We start from the raw sequence: 17,086 nt of genomic DNA, 5'->3' as shown, positions 1-17,086 counted from the left end.
GCCGCTCTCAGGCACTTCGCTCACGCAGGGGACGTACGACGAACCTCCGGATCAGCGGCCAGACGAGCACCAGCAGGATCGCCGTGTAGACCACGTAGGACACCGGTCCGCCCACCAGCCCGGACAGTTCGCCTCCCGACAGTTGCAGGGAGCGCCGTCCCTGCAGTTCGGCTCGCGGGCCGAGGATGACGCCGACGATCAGCGGCAGCACCGGCAGGCCGAACCGTCGCATCGCGAACCCGAGGAGCCCCAGCGCCAGCAGCACGAACAGGTCCAGGGGCTGGGCGTTGACGGCGTACGCACCCATCGACGCGAAGAACAGGATTCCCGCGTACAGATAGGGGCGCGGAATCTGCAGCAGCTTCGCCCAGGCGGGCGCGAGCGGCAGGTTCAACAGGAGCAGGAGCAGGTTGCCGATGAACAGGCTGGCGATCAGCACCCAGACGAGGCTCGCCTCACGGTCGAACAGCAGCGGCCCGGGCTGGATGCCGTACCCCTGGAACGCCGCCAGCATGACCGCGGCCGTCGCGTTCGTCGGCAGGCCGAGGGCCAGCATCGGGACCAGGGTGCCCGCCGCGGAGGCGTTGTTCGCCGCCTCCGGACCGGCCACACCCTCGATGGCGCCCTTGCCGAACTCCTCGGGGTGCTTGGTCAGCCGCTTCTCCGTCGCGTACGACAGGAAGGTCGGGATCTCCGCACCGCCTGCCGGGAGCGCACCGAACGGGAAACCGTACGCCGTGCCCCGCAGCCAGGGCTTCCACGACCGCTTCCAGTCCTTCTTGCCCATCCACGGCCTGCCGACCGGGATGATCTCGGCGGGCCTGCGCCGCAGATGCGCGGCCACCCACAGCGCCTCGCCGACGGCGAAGATTCCGACGGCCACGACGACCACGTCGATCCCGTCCGCGAGCTGGGGGACGCCCAGGGTGAGCCGTTGCTGTCCGGACACCGCGTCGATGCCGACCATGCCGATGGTCAGGCCCAGCAGCAGCGAGATCAGGCCCCGGACGCGGGACGAGCCCAGCACCGACGTGACCGCGATGAAGGAGAGCAGCATCAGGGCGAAGTAGTCCGGCGCGCCCAGACTGACCGCGAAGTCCACCACGATCGGGGTGACCAGCACCAGCAGCAGGGTGCCGATCGTGCCCGCCACGAAGGAACCGATCGCGGCGGTGGCGAGCGCCTGCGCGGCCCGGCCGGCCTTGGCCATCTTGTTGCCCTCGATGGCCGTCACCACCGAGGACGACTCGCCGGGGGTGTTCAGCAGGATGGAGGTGGTCGAGCCGCCGTACATGCCGCCGTAGAAGATGCCCGCGAACATGATGAACGCCTGCACCGGCTCCATGCCGTAGGTGATCGGCAGCAGCAGGGCCACCGTCATCGCCGGGCCGATGCCCGGCAGCACGCCCACAGCGGTGCCGACGAGGACGCCGATCAGCGCCAGCAGCAGGTTCATCGGGTCCATGACGTCCGCGAAGCCCTGCATGAGGTTGTTCAGGTTATCCATCACAGGATCCCTTGCAGCACACCGGCCGGGAGGTTGACGCCGAGCCCGATCGCGAAGGCGTAGAACGTGGTGAGCGACAGCGTCACCGCGATCAGCAGATTGCGGACGTAGTGCCGGTTCCCGAGGGCGAAGGCGGTGCCCCAGAAGAGCAGCGTGCCGCTGATCACCCAGCCGAGCGGTTCGATCAGCACCGCGTTCACCACGAAAGCGGCGATCAGCATCAGTACGGTGCGCCAGTCGCTGCCCGTGGTCAGGTCGACGTCCTCGCCGGCCTCCGGCTCACCGTGGCCGCCCCGGGCCACGTCGACCGCGTACACCACCGCGACCACCAGGAGCAGCACACCCAGGAGCACCGGCACCGTGCGCGGCCCGACCGGGTCGGTGCTGTTGGTGACGTGCGCTATCCCGAGCCCGTCCACGATGACGGCCGTGCCCAGCAGGGCGAGGAACGCGCACACTCCGTACTGTGCGCGGTCCCCACCCCGGGGCGGACGGGCGTCGTCCACGCTCCGTTCGTTCAGCTCGGAGCTCATGCCAGGCCGAGCTCTGCCAGCAGGTCGGCGACGGCCTTGTCCTGCTCCTTCAGGTAGGTGCCGAACTCGTCACCGGTGGTGAAGGCGTCCGTCCAGCCGCGCTTGGTCAGCTCGGCCTTCCACTGCTCCGAGTCGTGCATCTTGGTCAGGGAGTCGATCCAGGTCTTCTTCTGCTCGTCGGTGATCCCCGGAGGGGCGACGATGCCGCGCCAGTTGGTGAAGACCAGGTCGATCCCGGAGTCCTTGAGGGTGGGGGCGTCCTTCACCGCGTCGATCGGCTTCTCGCTGGTCACCGCCAGCACCCGCACCTGTCCCGCCTCGATCTGGTCGAGGAACTCGCCGAATCCACTGGCCCCGAAGGCGATCTTGTTGCCGAGGATGGCGGGCAGCAGCTCACCGCCGCCGTCGTACCCGACGTAGTTGACGTCCTTCGGTTCGATGCCGACGGTCTTCGCCAACTGCATCGGAAGCAGATGGTCCGGGCCGCCCGGCGAGGAGCCACCGCCCACGGCCACCTTCTTGGGGTCCTTCTTCCACGCGGCGACAAGGTCGTCGATCGTCTTGTACGGGGAGTCCTTCGACACGACGATCGCGCCGGCCTCCTCGATCAGCCTGGCGATCGGCGTGGTGTCGGTCAGCGTCGCCTTCGACTTCGAGGTGTACGAGGCGCCGACGACTCCCAGCCCCATCTGCATGGCCAGCTTGCCGTTGCCCTTCTCGTTCACCAGGCGCTGCAGGCCCACGGTGCCGCCGGCGCCGGGCAGGTTGTACACCTGGACACTGGAGGCCACCTTCGTGTCCTGCATCACCTGGGCGGCGGTCCTGGCGGTCGTGTCATACCCTCCACCAGGGGTGTTGGGCACCATGAGGCGCAGACCTGTGACGGGCTTGTCGGCCGCGCCCGCACTCCCCGATTCCTCCTTGTCCGCGGTGGCACCGCAGGCACTGGCAGCGAGCATCGACACGGTGGCAAGAGCGCCGAGAAGTGCGGCTCTGCGAGTTCTCATGGCTCATCTCTTTCGCTTGGGCGGGTCCGGCGCCATGATTGTGCGGTTCCTCGGACAGCCCGTCTCCCTTGTGTGAGCATTGAAGGTTGAGTTCATAGTGGTCGTGACGTCCCGCCGCCATACGCTCGCCGGTGAGCTGCTGGTATTGCAGCTCGTCGGCGTCGTGGTCGTGCTCGTCGCGGTCGCCGCCGTCTCGCTGTCGCAGTCGAAGGCGACGTTCGACCGGGTCGAGGGCCGCCGGGTGACCGCCCTCGCCGAGGAACTGGCCGGAAACCCACTCATGCGCAGCCAGCTCGTCCGTCCCGCACCCGCCGAGACCCTCGCACCGCTGCTCCAGACCAAGCTCACCCCGGCGAACGTCACTTCCGTCACGGTCGCCGACGCCCACGGCCGGATCGTCGCGGCCACCAATCCCACGCTGGTGGGGACGCGGCTGCCGGTCGACGGGCCGAGCGTGTCGCAGGCGCGCGGCTGGTCGGGGGAGCTGCCGGTGGACGGGGTCCGCGAGCTGGTGGCCCAAGTCCCGGTACTCGGCGAGAAAAAGCCCGACGTCGGCAAGCATCTCGGCACGGTCATGGTCGGACGGGCCTCGCCGACGGTCTGGCAGCGTCTGAGCGGCGCCTCGTCGTATCTGCTGACCTACCTCGGCATCGCGAGCGTGCTCGGGGTGGCCGGGTCCTGGCTGCTGGCCCGGCGGATCAAGCGCCAGACCCTCGGCCTCGAACCCCGCGAGATCGCCGGTCTCGCCGAGCACCGCGAGGCGATGCTGTTCGGTATCGCCGAGGGCGTGGTCGCGCTCGACCCGCAGCTACGGATCACCCTGGTCAACGAGGTCGGCCGCAGACTGCTCGAGCTTCCCGAGGACTGCGTCGGAATGAGCCTGGGCGATCTGGGGATCGCGGGCAGGCTGTACGACGTACTGGCCGGGACCGGCGGTGAGCACGGCACCGAGCACAGTCAAGCCGGTGAGCACGGCGCCGAACACGCCACCGAGCGGCGCGACGAGGTGGTCGTACGCCGGGGCCGGGTGCTGGTGATGAACCGGATGGACGTCACCAAGGACGGCCGTCGGCTGGGCTCGGTGACAACCCTTCGGGACCGTACGGAACTGGCCCAACTCGAACGCGAACTGGGCTCGTTCCGCAGCAGCACCGAACTGCTTCGAGCGCAGGCCCACGAGTTCTCCAACCAGCTGCACACCATCTCCGGACTCATCCAGATCGGCGAGCACGACGAGGTCGTACGTTACGTCCGTGCCCTGCGGAAGCACCGTGAGTCGCTCGATCTGACCCTCACCAGCCGGGTCCGCGACCGGGCCGTCGCCGCGCTGCTCATGGCCAAGTCCGCGCTCGCGGCGGAGCGCAAGGTCAGGCTGCGGATCTCGGAGCTCACGGCGCTGGACAGGCTGGAGCCGATGGACGCCGCGGACGTGGCGACGGTGCTCGGGAATCTCGTCGACAACGCCCTCGACGCGGCCGCGGCCTCGGGCCACGAGGACGACGCCTGGGTGGAGGTCGAGCTGCGCCAGGACGCCTCCAGCGTGGAGATCGTGGTACGCGACTCGGGCCCCGGCGTGGCTCCCGAGCTCGCGCAGGAGGTGTTCTCCCACGGCTTCACCACGAAGGCCGCACAGGGTGGCGACCGCGGTATCGGTCTGGCGCTCACCCGGCTGGTCTGCACGCGCAGAGGTGGCGAGGTGTCGGTGGCCAATACAGAGCCGGGCGCCATGTTCACGGCCCGGATGTCCGTGGGGCAGTTGACCGATCGCGAGACGGAGGGAGTCCGGTGATCGATGTACTGGTTGTCGAGGACGATTTCATGGTGGCGCGGATCCACCGCGGATTCGTCGACGGTGTCGAGGGCTTCCGTGTGGTCGGAACGGTGAACTGCGGGGAGCAGGCGCTCACCGCCGTCGCCGAGTTGCAGCCCGACTTGGTTCTCCTCGATCTCTATCTGCCCGACATGTTCGGTCTGGATGTCATTCCCCGGCTGCGGACGGCGGGCCATGACTGCGATGTGCTGGTGATCAGCGCCGCCCGCGAGGCAGAGGCCGTCCGGGGCGCCGTCCGGCAGGGCGTGGTCGACTACCTGCTGAAACCGTTCGACGCCGCCGACCTCAAGGAACGACTGGAACGTTACAGCGCCCGGCGCGGCAATCTGCACGCCGCCGTGGTAACCGGGCAGGCCGACGTGGACCGGGCACTGGGCAGGGTGGCGACGTCGGCCAAGACGCCCACACTGCCGAAGGGGATGAGCGTGGAGACCGCGGAACTGGTCGAACGCGTACTGCGCACAGCCGAAGGAACCCTGTCCGCGGCCGAGTGCGCGACCCGGGTCGGCATCTCCCGTGTCAGCGCACGCCGCTACCTCGAGTACCTCACCGTCACGGACCGGGCCGAGGTGTCGCTGCGCTACGGGCACACGGGCCGGCCCGAGCGCCGCTACCAGTGGCAGGCCTAGGGCTGGCCTGGGGCCCGTGTCGAAGGTGGCGTCTGCCCGGCGACGCCACCTTCGGCACGAGGCCTAGTTCCAGACGGAAGCGCAGGTGGTCGGCTTGGCGCGCGCCGGATCAAGGGCGTTGGCCACCTCGTGGTGGGCGACGCGACTGAAGAGGCCGAGGGCCACATGCTCGGAGAGGTCGACCGCGCACAGGTCCTGGAGCACGACATTGCGTACGTTCGGGCCGACGAGGAACTGCGAACGGTACGGCGTGACCACCTCGTCGTACTTGGTGGCGATGACCGTGTAGTCGACGCCCGGCACCGTGTCGCCACCCGCGTTGAGCTTGGCCAGGAAGGCGGAGCCGGCCGTCTGCTCGGCGAGGGACGGCGTGGACTTGGACAGCAGGTCGCCCGCGCCGGGGAAGTACGGCAGCAGGTTGGTGAGGCCGTTCAGGGTGGTGCCGTGGTTGCTGGGCCCGAGGCCGACGAGGGCCTTCACCTTGGCGGCTCCGCCGAGGAACTTCAGGTAGTAGCGGGGCATCAGTCCGCCCTGCGAGTGGCCCACGAGGTCGGTCTCGGCGGCGCCGGTCGCGGTGAGCACCTTGTCGACGTAGGCCTGGAGTTGTCCTGCCGACTTGTCGATCGGGCCTAGGCCGTGAAAGAGGGGGACGCCGGGGAGTTGGCCGTAGTCGAGCGAGAAGACGCAGTAGCCGCGCTTCTTCAGATACGGCGCGAGGGCCAGCCAGTTGTCGACGGAGTTCCCGAAGGTGCCGTGGACGAGGATGACCGGGCGGGGATGGGCGGCGGAGGGCTTGCAGGAGTAGTTGTTCCAGCCCGAACTGGGGGCGGCCTTTGCCTGTGCGGTGGCGGCGGGGGTGACGAGGACGGCGGCGGTCAGCAGCAGCGCGGCCAGATATCTGGCCACTCGCTTCCAGGGCAGCATCGAGTGATCTCCTTGCGGCTCAAGGGAGTTGCGACGACGTACGCCCTGTGACCCGGATCACGAGGATGCTGTTCACTTGTCAAGTTACGGACGAGTAGTGCAAGTGTGAAGTACGCGTCAGCAAAAACTTCCAGTGATAGCCAACGACGCGACCAGCCCTCGGTAACGACCCGTCACCAGATGGGCCTGATGGGCCCGGAGGGCGCGATACGCCCCAACCGCTCCCGCAACCCCCGCACTTCACACTCTCCGAGCAACTCCACCCACGGCCGCACGGCCTCAGCCGCCGCCTCCTCCGCGGCCCGAGTGCAGGCCCACCCCTGCTCGGTCAGCACGACCAGCCGGGCGCGCGCGTCATCGGGATGGGGCCGCCGCTCGGCGTATCCCTTGCGCACAACCTCATCGACAAGTTGACTCGCCGCCTGCTTGGTCACGCCCAGATGGGCGGCAAGTTCGGTGACCGTCGCCCCATCCGGCGCAAGCCGAGCGAAGGCGAACCCATGGGCCGGCCGAAGCCCTTCGAAGCCGCGGGCCTCGACCCCGTCATGAATGCGCTGCGTCAGCTCGCCCGCGACGGCGAGCAGGGCGGCGGACAGGGCCATGGCCTCGGAGTTCTGCACGCATGCATTGAAACACCCTTGACGGACTGGTCAAGCTGCTTGACCATAAGCCTCACGTAGTAGTCAAGCAGCTTGACCACCTATCGGCCGGAGGCCGCCATGCCCGTAGTCCGCTCGTCCGAAGCCGTGACCCACGAGATCCACGGCGCCCGCTTCATCTCGTACGCCACTCCCCGCACCGGCAGCAAAGAACTGTGCGCCTGGCGCGGCGAGATACCCGCCGGGACCAAAGCCCCCGCGCACACCGTCAACCGCGAGGAGATCTTTCACCTGCTCGAAGGCGAACTCCTCATCACCCTCGACGACCGCACCGAACGCATCGCCCCGGGCGACACCGTGATCATCAACCCGGGCGCCACCCTCCGCGTCGAGAACCCCACCGACCGGACTGCGGTCTCCTGGGTCACCACCTCGATCGGCCTGGAGGCAGAGCTGACCGACGGCAGCCGAATCACCCCGCCCTGGGCCAACTGACCGCCCCCCAAAGGCACTCACACTAAGGCCAGCGACCCCGGAATCACCGCCCGCGGCCCGAACTTCGCCCGCGCCCGGTCCGCGACCTCCTCTATGCGGCGCGCCTTCTCGTCCAGCGCGTCGAAGGTGAGCTGGTGGGAGGCCTGGTCGGCGGAAGTCAGGCCCTCGGCGCGGAGGGCGAGTGCGCGCACTCGGGCGCGTTGGAGACCGAGTGCCTCGTACATGCGGTACGCGGCGTCGGTGAGTGCCGGGGAGTGGGCGGTCGGCTCGGGGAGCGTACGGGTGCGGGTGGTCAGGGAGCGGTCGGCGTAGCGGACTGTGAGGGTGAGCGTGCGGCACACCTTTTCCAGGGCGCGCAGCCGGGCGCCTAGTTCCTCGGTGGCGGAGAGCAGGGCGCGCCGGTGCCGAGAGGGGTCCAACTCGTCGCGGGGGAAGGGCCGTTCGGCGGCAAGCGAGCGAGAGACGGCATTCGGTACCACCCGGCCGCGGTCGATGCCCTGTGCCTTCTCGCGCAGTTCGCGGCCGGTACGGGCGCTGGTGAGCCGTTGCAGGGTCGACAGCGGCGCGGCGGCGACCTTGCCGACGGTGTCGAGGCCGTACTCGCACAGGGTGCGGGCGGTGGCGGCACCGACTCCGGGAAGCGCCGCGACCGGCTGTTCACCCAGGAACTCCGCGCGGGCGCCGGCCTCTTCGGGCACCACGCGGGTCTCCCCCGGCCTGGTGCCGCGCAGCGCCATGCGGGCGAACATCGGCCCGGGCCCGGCCCCGATCGCGCACTCGACCCCGTACCAGGCGAGCGCCCGCACCCGTATCAGCGAGGCCAGTCCCACCACGTCCCGCCCGAAGTACCGCTCGGCACCCCGCAGGTCCAGCAGCGCTCCGTCCGGCGGCAGCGCCTCGATGACGGGGGTGAACTCCTCGAGCATTCCGAGGAGTTGGGGCAGGGCAGCCTCGTACTCCGGACTCAGCTGAAAACGTACGCAGAGGATGGTCATCCCGCACTCCCCGGACTCTGGTGCCACAACTTCCTTCCGCTCGCGGGCCCTTCGCCCGCCGGGCGCAGATCCGCCCACGGATGCATTTCGTATCCCGTGGGCATATGGATTCGCCGGTCGCCCGCCGAATCTCCCTCGCCCCGGGAGCCCTCGGAATCCCCCGCTTCCCCCGCTCCCCCGCCATCACCGGCAGCCCCGGGTCCCCCACTGGGCTCGGCCAGTCGCAGTGCCACCCCGTCCAGCCCCTCCTCGTACCGCAGTTCCACCAGATCGGCGAGGTTCCAGGCCGCCGAGCCGACCACGCTGAGGCTGCGCGGGCCGCGGCGCTGGACAACACCGCGTACGAGCAGGAGCCAGGAGTGGAAGACGGTGTGGGCGCAGGCGTCGTGGGAGTCGTCGAAGAAGGCGAGGTCGACAAGACCGGTGCCGTCGTCCAGCGTGCTGAAGATGACCCGCTTGCCGGAGCGGATCGGCGGGGTCTGGGTGGCCGCCTTGGCGCCCGCGACCAGGACCGTCTCGCCGTGCCGCGCCTCCCGCAGCCGGCGCGCCGTGACCACGCCCAGCTCCTCCAGGAACTCCCGGTGATCGTCCATCAGATTGCGCGAGGCGTCCATGGAGAGCACCCCCAGTTCGGCGCTGAGCTTCTCCGCGTCGTCGAGGTCGGGCAGCCCGGCGGAGGCGGTGTTCCGCCCGCCGGACAAGGGGAGTTGAGCCCCGCGCCCGCCGCGCGCGCCCCGGTGCAGTTCGGCCAGGTGCAGTTGCAGATCACGCCGGTTGGCGCCGAACGCGTCCAACGCGCCGACCTGCGCGAGCCGTTGGGAGATCGGCCTGCTCGGCCGGGCCCGCTCCCAGAAGTCGAGCAGGGAGGCGTACGGCTGCCCGTCCGCGATCCGCGCCGCCTCGGCCTCACTGATGCCGTGTACGTCGGAGAGAGCCAGCCTTACGCCCCAACGGTCCGGCAAACCCCCCTTACCGCACACCAGTTCGATACGGTGGGCGACCGCCGACCGGTTCACGTCCAACGGCAGGATCGGCACCCCACGCCGCCGCGCATCCGCGAGCAGCAGCCGCTTCGGATACATCCCGGGGTCGTGCGTGAGCAACCCGGCGTAGAAAGCGGCCGGATGATGGGCCTTCAGCCACGCCGACTGGTACGTCGGTACGGCGAAGGCGACCGCGTGCGCCTTGCAGAAGCCGTACGAGCCGAAGGCCTCGAGGATCTCCCAGGTACGGGCGATCGTCTCCGCGTCGTATCCCCGCGCGGCCGCATGCTGCGCGAACCAGGAACGGATCCGCCCCTGCGACTCGGGGTCGGAAAGGCCGCGCCGGATCTGGTCGGCCTCGTCGCGTCCGCAGCCGGTCATGAGGTGCACGATGTCGATGATCTGCTCGTGGAAGACCACGACTCCGTAGGTCTCCCGCAGCGGTTTCTCCAGGTCGGGGTGCGGATAGCGGGCCGGTGCCCGGCCGTGCCGCGCCGCGATGAACGGCCGCACCATGTCGGCGGCGACCGGCCCGGGACGGAACAGCGAGATGTCGACCACGAGATCGTGGAAGTTCGCGGGCTGCAGCCTGCCGACCAGATCCCGCTGACCCGGCGACTCGATCTGGAAGCAGCCCAACGTCTCGGTGGACCGGATGAGTTCATACGTCGCCGGGTCGCCCTCGGGCACCGCGTCCAGGTCCACGGGCACACCCGTCGCCCGCTTCACCTCCGCCACCGCGTGCGCCATCGCGGACTGCATCCGCACGCCCAGCACATCGAGCTTGAGCAGCCCGAGATCCTCGACGTCGTCCTTGTCGAACTGCGCCATCGGGAACCCCTCGCCGCTGGTCGGCATGACCGGCGTACGGGACAGGAGTGAGGCATCGGAGAGCAGCACTCCGCAGGGGTGCATGGCGACTCCGCGCGGGAGTGCGTCGAGCGCTTCGACCAGCTCCCACAGCCTGCCGTACTTGTCTTTCTCGCCCGCGAGTTCACGGAGTTCGGGCAGTTCGTCCAGGGCCGCGCGGGCGTCGCGGGCGCGGATGTGCGGGAAGGACTTGGCGATCCGGTCGATGTCGGCGGGGTCCATGGAGAGGGCGGCGCCGACGTCGCGGATGGCGTGCCGTACGCGATAGGTCTCGGGCATGGCGACGGTGGCGACACGCTCGGTGCCGAACCGGTCGATGATCGCGCGATAGACCTCAAGCCGACGCGCGGACTCCACGTCGATGTCGATGTCGGGCAGGACCGCCCGGCGCTTGGACAGGAACCGCTCCATCAGCAGCCCGTGTTCGACGGGATCCGCATGCGCGATACCGAGGAGGTGGTTGACGAGCGATCCGGCACCGGAGCCGCGCGCGGCCACCCGGATACCCATCTTCCGTACGTCGTCCACGACTTGAGCGACCGTCAGGAAGTAGGTGGCAAAGTGGTGGTGGGCGATGATGTCCAGTTCCCGGTGCATGCGCTCCCAGTACACGCGCCGTGAGTCATAGCCGCGCAGCACCATGCCCGCCGCCGCGCGCGAGGCCAGCACGCGCTGCGCGGTGCGGCGGTCGGCGCCGACGAGATGCGGCTCGGGGAAGTGGACGGCGCCGATGCCGAGGTCGTCCTCGGGGTCGACGAGGCATTCCTCGGCCGTGGCCCGGGTCTGTTCCAGCAGGTGGTGCGCGGCGTCGCGGCGGTATCCCGCGGCCTCCACGATCCGTTCGGCGAGGCCGTGCATGGCGCCCGCGTCCTTGAGCCAGGCCTCGCCGCTGTCCAGCTTGCGGGGGTCGACGGGTACGAGGCGGCGGGCGGCGTCCAGTACGTCGGCGACGGGGCCCATGCCCGGGTCGGCGTACCGGACGGCGTTGCTGAGCACCGGGCGCACCCGCTGCTCTGCGGCGAAGCCGACGGTGCGGGCGGCCAGGCGCAGCGAGCCGGGTCCGGTGCCCTCGCGTCCATGGCAGACGGCTTCGAGGCGCAGGGCGTCACCGTAGATCTCCCGCCAGGGCGCGAGGAGTTTCGCGGCCCGGTCGGGGCGGCCGGCGGCGAGCGCGCGGCCCACGTCGGAGGCGGGGCCGAGCAGTACGGTCAGGCCCTCGGCATGGTTGTCCGCCCAGGGCAGCAGGGGCAGCTCTTCGCCGCCCGCATGCGAGGCCGTGACGATTCTGCACAGCTCGGCCCAGCCGAGGGCGCCTTCCCGGGCGAGGAAGGTCACGCGAGGTGTCGATTCGTCGATGAAGGCACCGCCACGTACGGGAGTGCGCCGCCGCGCCCGCTCCGTACCCCGCCCCGTACCCCGCTCCGGCGGAGCCACCGCGAGCTCCGTCCCGAACAGCGGACGTACACCAGCGGCGGCGCAGGCCTTGGCGAACCGGACCGTGCCCGCGAGGGTGTCGCGGTCGGTGAGGGCGAGGGCGTCCATGCCGCGTTCGGAGGCGCGCTCGGCCAGCCGCTCCGGGTGGGAGGCCCCGTAGCGCAGGGAGAACCCGGAGACGGTGTGCAGATGCGTGAAGTCCGGCACGCGCACCTCCACTCTCCAGGGGCTCCCACGCCAGCCCTCGAACGTTCGTTCCTGCTCCCTCGCCCCCACCATAGACCAATTCTCGAACATGTGTGCGACATCGGTCCGGGATCCACTCAGGAGTCGCCTCCGAACGTTCCACCCACCCAGTCACCCGGCCCCACCTGCGTAAACGCCGAAAACAGCACAAGACACACGAAGACCCCGCCCCCGCGGAAACTGCGCGGGGACGGGGCCCTTCGAGCGATGGAGCGAGGTGGAGCGAGTTGGTGGAGCTGTCAGCCGATCTCGGTACCGGTGGCCTCAAGGGCCTCGGTGACCGGCTGGAAGAAGGTCTCGCCGCCGGAGGTGCAGTCACCGCTGCCGCCGGAGGTGAGGCCGATCGCGTTGGTGCCCGAGAAGAGCGCACCGCCGCTGTCACCGGGCTCGGCGCAGACGTCGGTCTGGATGAGCCCCTCGACGACGTCGCCGCCGCCGTAGTTCACGGTGGCGTCCAGACCGGTGACCGAGCCGTCGGACACCTGGGTCGTGGAACCGCTGCGAACGACCTCCATGCCGACGGTGGCCTCGGCCGCGGCCGTGATCTCCTGGGCGGTGCCGTCGTAGAGGTTCACCTCGCTCGGGTGCTCCACGTCCGCGGTGTACTTCACCAGACCGTAGTCGTCACCCGGGAAGCTGGAGTCGGCGTTCTCACCGATCACGTTGCCGTCCGCGTCCGACCAGCTGGTGATCGACTCGGTGCAGTGCCCGGCGGTCAGGAAGTGCGGCTCGCCGCCCTTGACCACGTTGAAGCCGAGCGAACAGCGGCTGCCGCCACCGGTGATGGCGTCACCGCCGGCGATGAACTTCTTGAACTCACCCTTGGTGGTCTTGAGTTCGGCCTTGGCGCCGAGCTTGTCGACGACCTTGGTCAGCTGGGCCATCTTCTCGCCCTTGACCGTACGGTCCGCGGTGACGACGATCTTGTTCGTCGTCGGGTCGGTCGCCCACGAGGTGCCGGCGATCGTCGCGTCCTGCTTCAGCGTCGTACGGGCGCTCTTCAGCTCGGCGAGTGAGTTCTCGACGATTCTGGCCTTGCCTCCCGCCGACTCGACGGCGTCGGCCGCGGCCTTGTCGAGCACGTTCACGACGAGGTTCTTGGCCTTCGCGTCGTAGTACGTTCCCGCCGCGTCGGCACCGAGGTCCTTGCCGAGCGTGGAGGCGAGCTTTCCGGCCGCCTTGATCGAGAGAGTGTCCGGCTTGGGTGCGGCCGTGGTCTCACTCGCGTTCGCGGACTGGAAGGTGACTCCCGCGGCCACGAGTGCGGCGATTCCCGCACCAGCCACGGCGGCACGCCGCTTGGGTATGCGTCGGTGCTTCAACTTACGTCCTCCTGTGGGGGGTCGGCCGCGACGACTGTGGGGGCCGTCACGGACCGGAAGGCTTGCGGGCATGGACACGACAAACAGCAAAAGCCACGTCCACGCCAAGGACGCCGCCCACTATTCCGATCCTTATGGGGGGCACACAAGGTCTAGTTCAGGACGCGCACTCGGTAACGAGCGCGCACACCCCGCAGGTTGACGCGCGTTGAGTGCCCGTAATAAACACCACGTCAATTCCCGTAGCAAACACTACGGGCGAGTAACTATGGGCTCTCTGTGAGGTCTACACCTGTCCGGATTTCGACCCTCCGGAGTCCAGATCGAACGGCTCGGGAACCGGCGGGAGTTGGTCCCGCAGCGATTGCTCCTCCACCGACGGCACCGACCGCTCCAGCTCCGACGACGACTTGGAGGACGACTCGGACGAAGACCCGGCCGACGACCCGGCCGACGGCTCCTTCGCCTCGGTCAACTGCTGCTGAGGCTGCGCCAACAGCTTCTGAAGCTGGGCGAACAACTCCGGAGAGGGCATCGAAGGCTGCTGCTGGGAGGGCTGCGCCGGCTGCTGCGCACGCTCCAGGAAGCGCAGCAGCTCCACCGGGAAGGGCAGCACGAGCGTGGAGTTCTTCTCGGCCGCGACCGCCACCACGGTCTGCAGCAGCCGCAGTTGGAGGGCGGAAGGGGTATCGGCCATCTCCTTGGCCGCCTCCGCCAGCTTCTTGGAGGCCTGCAGCTCGGCGTCGGCGTTGATGACCCGGGCCCGCCGCTCCCGGTCGGCCTCCGCCTGCCGCGCCATGGACCGCTTCATCGTCTCCGGCAGCGATACGTCCTTGATCTCGACCCGGTCGATGGAGACACCCCACTCCACGGCCGGACTGTCGATCATCAACTCCAGGCCCTGGTTGAGCTTCTCGCGGTTGGACAGCAGATCGTCCAGCTCGCTCTTGCCGATGATCGAGCGCAGCGACGTCTGCGCCATCTGCGCCACCGCGAACCGGTAGTCCTCGACTCGGATGACCGCGTCGGCGGCGTCCACCACCTTGAAGTAGACGACGGCGTCCACGCGCACCGTGACGTTGTCCCGGGTGATCCCCTCCTGCCCGGGCACCGGCATCGTCACGATCTGCATGTTGACCTTCTGGAGCTTGTCCACGATGGGCACGATCATGGTGAATCCGGGCCCGCGCACTTCGGATCGCAGCTTGCCGAGCCGGAGGACCACGCCCCGCTCGTACTGTTTGACGACTCGGGCCGCCGCCGCCACGTACACCGCTCCGACGGATCCGAGAGTCAGCCCGGCCGTCACCAGCTCCTCGATCATTGCGACCCCCAGGGTCCGTATCGGGCGCGTCAGGTGTGTACTTCATGTACTTCGACGGTAACTCCGGGCCGCACGCGAAGGGGAGATGGAGGACAAAGGTGCCGAACGGCGTGAGGATGCGGGACGGACGCTGGCTGGCGGTCGAGGAGTGGGGCGACCCGGACGGCACGCCGGTGGTGGTGCTGCACGGCACACCGGGCTGCCGGTCCGGGGCGGTGCCTCAGGATCTGGTGGACGCGCGCCCCGGGGTGCGGTTCATCGCGTACGACCGCCCGGGGTACGGGGATTCGGACCGTGGCCCGGGCCGCCGGGTGGCGCACGCGGCGCGGGACGTGGCCGCGGTGGCCGACGCCCTGAAGCTCGGCCGGTTCGCGGTGCTCGGCCGCTCCGGCGGTGCCCCGCACGCGCTGGCCTGCGCGGCGCTGCTGCCGAACCGGGTGCGGCGCACAGCGGCGATGATGAGCCTCGCGCCACCGGACGCCAAGGGACTGCGCTGGTTCGACGGGATGGCCCATTCCAACGTCGAGGAGTTCACCCAGGCGCTGACCGACCCGCTGGACTTCGCCGAGCGCATCTCCGCGCGGGCCGCCGCGATCCGCAAGGACCCGGCCCAGCTCCTGGTGTCGATCCGCGACGGCCTCACCGACTCCGACCGGCGGATCCTCGCCCAGCCCGCCGTCAGCGAGATGCTGCTGCGCACCTTCCGCGAGGCGCTGCGCGAATCGGCGTACGGCTGGATCGACGACGATCTCGCCCTGCTGAGCAACTGGGGCTTCGACCCCGCGTCGATCACCCGGCCCGTACTGCTGTGGCACGGCGCCCAGGACACCTTCTCCCCCGTGAGCCACTTCGAGTGGCTGGCCGAACGCATCCCGCGCGCCCGCCCTGTACTGGACCCGGAGGCCGGTCACTTCGCGGCCCTGGAGGCCCTTCCGGACGTACTCGACTGGCTGGTGCCGCGAGCGTCCGCCTGAGGAGTCCTTGTACGGGGAGGACGAGCCCCCGCAGCACACATACGTACGTGCATACGTGCGAAGGCTCGTCCACTGCTGGCTGCGTACCTGTGTTCTTCGTGCCTTGCTACGTGCCGTGCGCGCCGATCAGTAGACGCTGACCCCGTAGGCGCTCAGGGCTTCGGTGACCGGCTGGTAGAACGTGGTGCCGCCGACGGAGCAGTTGCCGCTGCCGCCCGAGGTCAGGCCGTACGCGGTGCCGTTGCTGCCGTAGAGCGAGCCGCCGGAGTCGCCGGGTTCGGCGCAGACGTTGGTCTGGATGAGACCGGAGACGACGTCGCCGCCGCCGTAGTTGACGGTCGCGTTCAGGGCGGTGACCCGGCCGCTGCGCGTACCGGTGGTGGAGCCGTCACGGATGACGGTGGTGCCCACGCTCGGCGTGGCCGCACGGGTGATGTCCACGCCGTTCGCGGTGCCGGGCCTGCTGACGGACCCGGAGTACCGCACGATGCCGTAGTCGTTGCCCGGGAAGCTGGAGCCGGCGGTCGAGCCGATGACATTGGTGCGGCCGGAGTTGGAGTACCAGGTGCCGGCGCCGTCGGTGCAGTGACCGGCGGTCAGGAAGAACTGGGCACCGCTGCTGTTCTGAACGTTGAAGCCGAGGGAACAGCGCCAGCTACTCGCATAGATGGCGTCGCCGCCCTGGATGAGCTTGTTGAACTTGCCCGGGGTGTGCTTGATCTGAAGGGCGTCGGCGTTGCCGCCCGCCGCTTCCTTGATCTTCGCGATCTCCGCGTCGGAGACGGTGCTGTCGACGGTGACCATGACCTTGTTGGTCTTGGCGTCGACCGCCCAGGCGGTGCCCGGCACATCGGCCTGGAGTACCGAGGCGCCGGCCTTCTTGAGCTGGGCCGTGCTGAAGGTCTGTGCGTCGCTCGCGTTCGCGTTGGGGACGGTGAATGCGGCCGCTGCCACAAGTCCGGCACCGATGGCGATCAGCCGGGTGCGTCTCGCTATGCCGCTGCGGGGGGTGGTGCGCTTGGTCCTCACTTTTTCGTTCCTCCACATGGGAAGTCGGGGGCCCGCGTGGGGTCGGGGCCCGTGAGGCGACAGTCAGAAGCCACATGTCCGGATTCCGGACACGTTGTGCTCCTGACAGGCGCTGGACGGAATATTCGACCGCCCGGCCGACCTGCGCAAGGGCGCCTTTCGGCCGTGCGGCGTTCAACTTGCGTATGCCCCGCGGAGGTTGCTGAGGTCAGAGGGTGCGGATTGCGCTCCCCCGCGGCAATCGACATACCCAAGGTATTCCCCGAATCCCACGTCAGGCAGTCCCGCGACGGGCGTTGAGTCACCGTCAGACGTCCGGTTACGGCGCCGGATCGACCACCTCGTTCACCCGTACGCTCCGACCGTCACCCATACGCCGTGAAG

14 protein-coding genes are annotated in these 17,086 nt (G+C 69.3%); 4 read left to right on the top strand and 10 right to left on the bottom strand.

What is annotated here, in order from left to right:
- Positions 1-7 precede the first annotated feature (7 nt).
- Genes OHT21_RS37320 through OHT21_RS37310 form a run of 3 tightly spaced genes read right to left on the bottom strand, consistent with a single transcriptional unit; the run spans position 8 to position 3,047 of the window.
- A complete protein-coding gene (locus OHT21_RS37320; RefSeq protein ID WP_328772681.1) occupies positions 8-1,507 on the bottom strand; it encodes a tripartite tricarboxylate transporter permease in 1,500 nt (499 codons plus the stop codon).
- Positions 1,507-2,040 (bottom strand): tripartite tricarboxylate transporter TctB family protein, encoded by a 534-nt coding sequence (locus tag OHT21_RS37315; protein WP_328772679.1) that lies wholly within the window; start codon positions 2,038-2,040, stop codon positions 1,507-1,509. The genes OHT21_RS37320 and OHT21_RS37315 overlap by 1 nt, the downstream gene beginning before the upstream one ends.
- A complete protein-coding gene (locus tag OHT21_RS37310; RefSeq protein WP_328772678.1) occupies positions 2,037-3,047 on the bottom strand; it encodes a Bug family tripartite tricarboxylate transporter substrate binding protein in 1,011 nt (336 codons plus the stop codon). Before OHT21_RS37310 ends, OHT21_RS37315 begins: the two co-directional genes overlap by 4 nt.
- Positions 3,048-3,144: 97 nt before the next feature.
- On the opposite strand from OHT21_RS37310, the gene OHT21_RS37305 reads away from it, so the two are divergent.
- Together OHT21_RS37305 and OHT21_RS37300 are read left to right on the top strand one after the other, a co-directional pair.
- The gene (locus tag OHT21_RS37305) at positions 3,145-4,836 is read left to right on the top strand and encodes a sensor histidine kinase (protein WP_328772677.1); all 1,692 of its coding nucleotides are present in this window, start codon (positions 3,145-3,147) and stop codon (positions 4,834-4,836) included.
- Positions 4,833-5,507 (top strand): response regulator, encoded by a 675-nt coding sequence (locus tag OHT21_RS37300; protein WP_328772676.1) that lies wholly within the window; start codon positions 4,833-4,835, stop codon positions 5,505-5,507. Before OHT21_RS37305 ends, OHT21_RS37300 begins: the two co-directional genes overlap by 4 nt.
- 63 nt (positions 5,508-5,570) lie before the next feature.
- On the opposite strand, the gene OHT21_RS37295 is transcribed toward OHT21_RS37300, so the two are convergent.
- Both OHT21_RS37295 and OHT21_RS37290 read right to left on the bottom strand, forming a co-directional pair.
- The gene (locus OHT21_RS37295) at positions 5,571-6,431 is read right to left on the bottom strand and encodes an esterase/lipase family protein (protein WP_328772675.1); all 861 of its coding nucleotides are present in this window, start codon (positions 6,429-6,431) and stop codon (positions 5,571-5,573) included.
- Between the two features lie 173 nt (positions 6,432-6,604).
- Positions 6,605-7,051 carry a MarR family winged helix-turn-helix transcriptional regulator gene (locus OHT21_RS37290; protein WP_328772674.1) on the bottom strand — a complete coding sequence of 149 codons (447 nt, stop codon included), beginning with the start codon at positions 7,049-7,051 and terminating at the stop codon, positions 6,605-6,607.
- A gap of 99 nt (positions 7,052-7,150) precedes the next feature.
- On the opposite strand from OHT21_RS37290, the gene OHT21_RS37285 reads away from it, so the two are divergent.
- The gene (locus tag OHT21_RS37285) at positions 7,151-7,525 is read left to right on the top strand and encodes a cupin domain-containing protein (protein ID WP_328774368.1); all 375 of its coding nucleotides are present in this window, start codon (positions 7,151-7,153) and stop codon (positions 7,523-7,525) included.
- A 17-nt stretch (positions 7,526-7,542) separates the two neighbouring features.
- Here the strand turns inward: OHT21_RS37285 and OHT21_RS37280 are convergent, their stop codons facing one another.
- The 4 genes from OHT21_RS37280 to OHT21_RS37265 form a co-directional block, all read right to left on the bottom strand.
- Positions 7,543-8,520 (bottom strand): DNA polymerase Y family protein, encoded by a 978-nt coding sequence (locus tag OHT21_RS37280; protein WP_328772673.1) that lies wholly within the window; start codon positions 8,518-8,520, stop codon positions 7,543-7,545.
- A complete protein-coding gene (locus tag OHT21_RS37275; protein WP_328772672.1) occupies positions 8,517-12,014 on the bottom strand; it encodes a DNA polymerase III subunit alpha in 3,498 nt (1,165 codons plus the stop codon). Before OHT21_RS37275 ends, OHT21_RS37280 begins: the two co-directional genes overlap by 4 nt.
- Before the next feature lie 278 nt (positions 12,015-12,292).
- A complete protein-coding gene (locus OHT21_RS37270; protein WP_328772671.1) occupies positions 12,293-13,375 on the bottom strand; it encodes a S1 family peptidase in 1,083 nt (360 codons plus the stop codon).
- 286 nt (positions 13,376-13,661) lie between these two features.
- Entirely contained in the window at positions 13,662-14,699 is a 1,038-nt protein-coding gene (locus OHT21_RS37265; protein ID WP_328772670.1) for a slipin family protein, read from the bottom strand.
- 98 nt (positions 14,700-14,797) lie between these two features.
- Here OHT21_RS37265 and OHT21_RS37260 point away from each other — a divergent pair, with 98 nt between their 5' ends.
- Positions 14,798-15,673 (top strand): alpha/beta fold hydrolase, encoded by an 876-nt coding sequence (locus OHT21_RS37260; protein WP_328772669.1) that lies wholly within the window; start codon positions 14,798-14,800, stop codon positions 15,671-15,673.
- A 126-nt stretch (positions 15,674-15,799) separates the two neighbouring features.
- Here OHT21_RS37260 and OHT21_RS37255 read toward each other — a convergent pair whose 3' ends face one another.
- Positions 15,800-16,702: a S1 family peptidase gene (locus OHT21_RS37255; RefSeq protein ID WP_328772668.1), complete on the bottom strand. Its 903-nt coding sequence runs from the start codon at positions 16,700-16,702 to the stop codon at positions 15,800-15,802.
- Between the last annotated feature and the right edge of the window lie 384 nt (positions 16,703-17,086).

It is taken from the genome of Streptomyces sp. NBC_00286 (assembly GCF_036173125.1).
Lineage (GTDB): Bacteria > Actinomycetota > Actinomycetes > Streptomycetales > Streptomycetaceae > Streptomyces.
Note: the sequence above shows the minus strand (reverse complement) of the source record. Positions and strands in the feature narration are given on the sequence as shown.

Excerpts from the sequence above, each read along its gene's own strand:
- OHT21_RS37320 (WP_328772681.1), bottom strand. The coding sequence starts at position 1,507 with ATGGATAACCTGAACAACCTCATGCAGGGCTTCGCGGACGTCATGGAC.
- OHT21_RS37315 (WP_328772679.1), bottom strand. The coding sequence starts at position 2,040 with ATGAGCTCCGAGCTGAACGAACGGAGCGTGGACGACGCCCGTCCGCCC.
- OHT21_RS37310 (WP_328772678.1), bottom strand. The coding sequence starts at position 3,047 with ATGAGAACTCGCAGAGCCGCACTTCTCGGCGCTCTTGCCACCGTGTCG.
- OHT21_RS37295 (WP_328772675.1), bottom strand. The coding sequence starts at position 6,431 with ATGCTGCCCTGGAAGCGAGTGGCCAGATATCTGGCCGCGCTGCTGCTG.
- OHT21_RS37285 (WP_328774368.1), top strand. The coding sequence starts at position 7,151 with ATGCCCGTAGTCCGCTCGTCCGAAGCCGTGACCCACGAGATCCACGGC.
- OHT21_RS37280 (WP_328772673.1), bottom strand. The coding sequence starts at position 8,520 with ATGACCATCCTCTGCGTACGTTTTCAGCTGAGTCCGGAGTACGAGGCT.
- OHT21_RS37265 (WP_328772670.1), bottom strand. The coding sequence starts at position 14,699 with ATGATCGAGGAGCTGGTGACGGCCGGGCTGACTCTCGGATCCGTCGGA.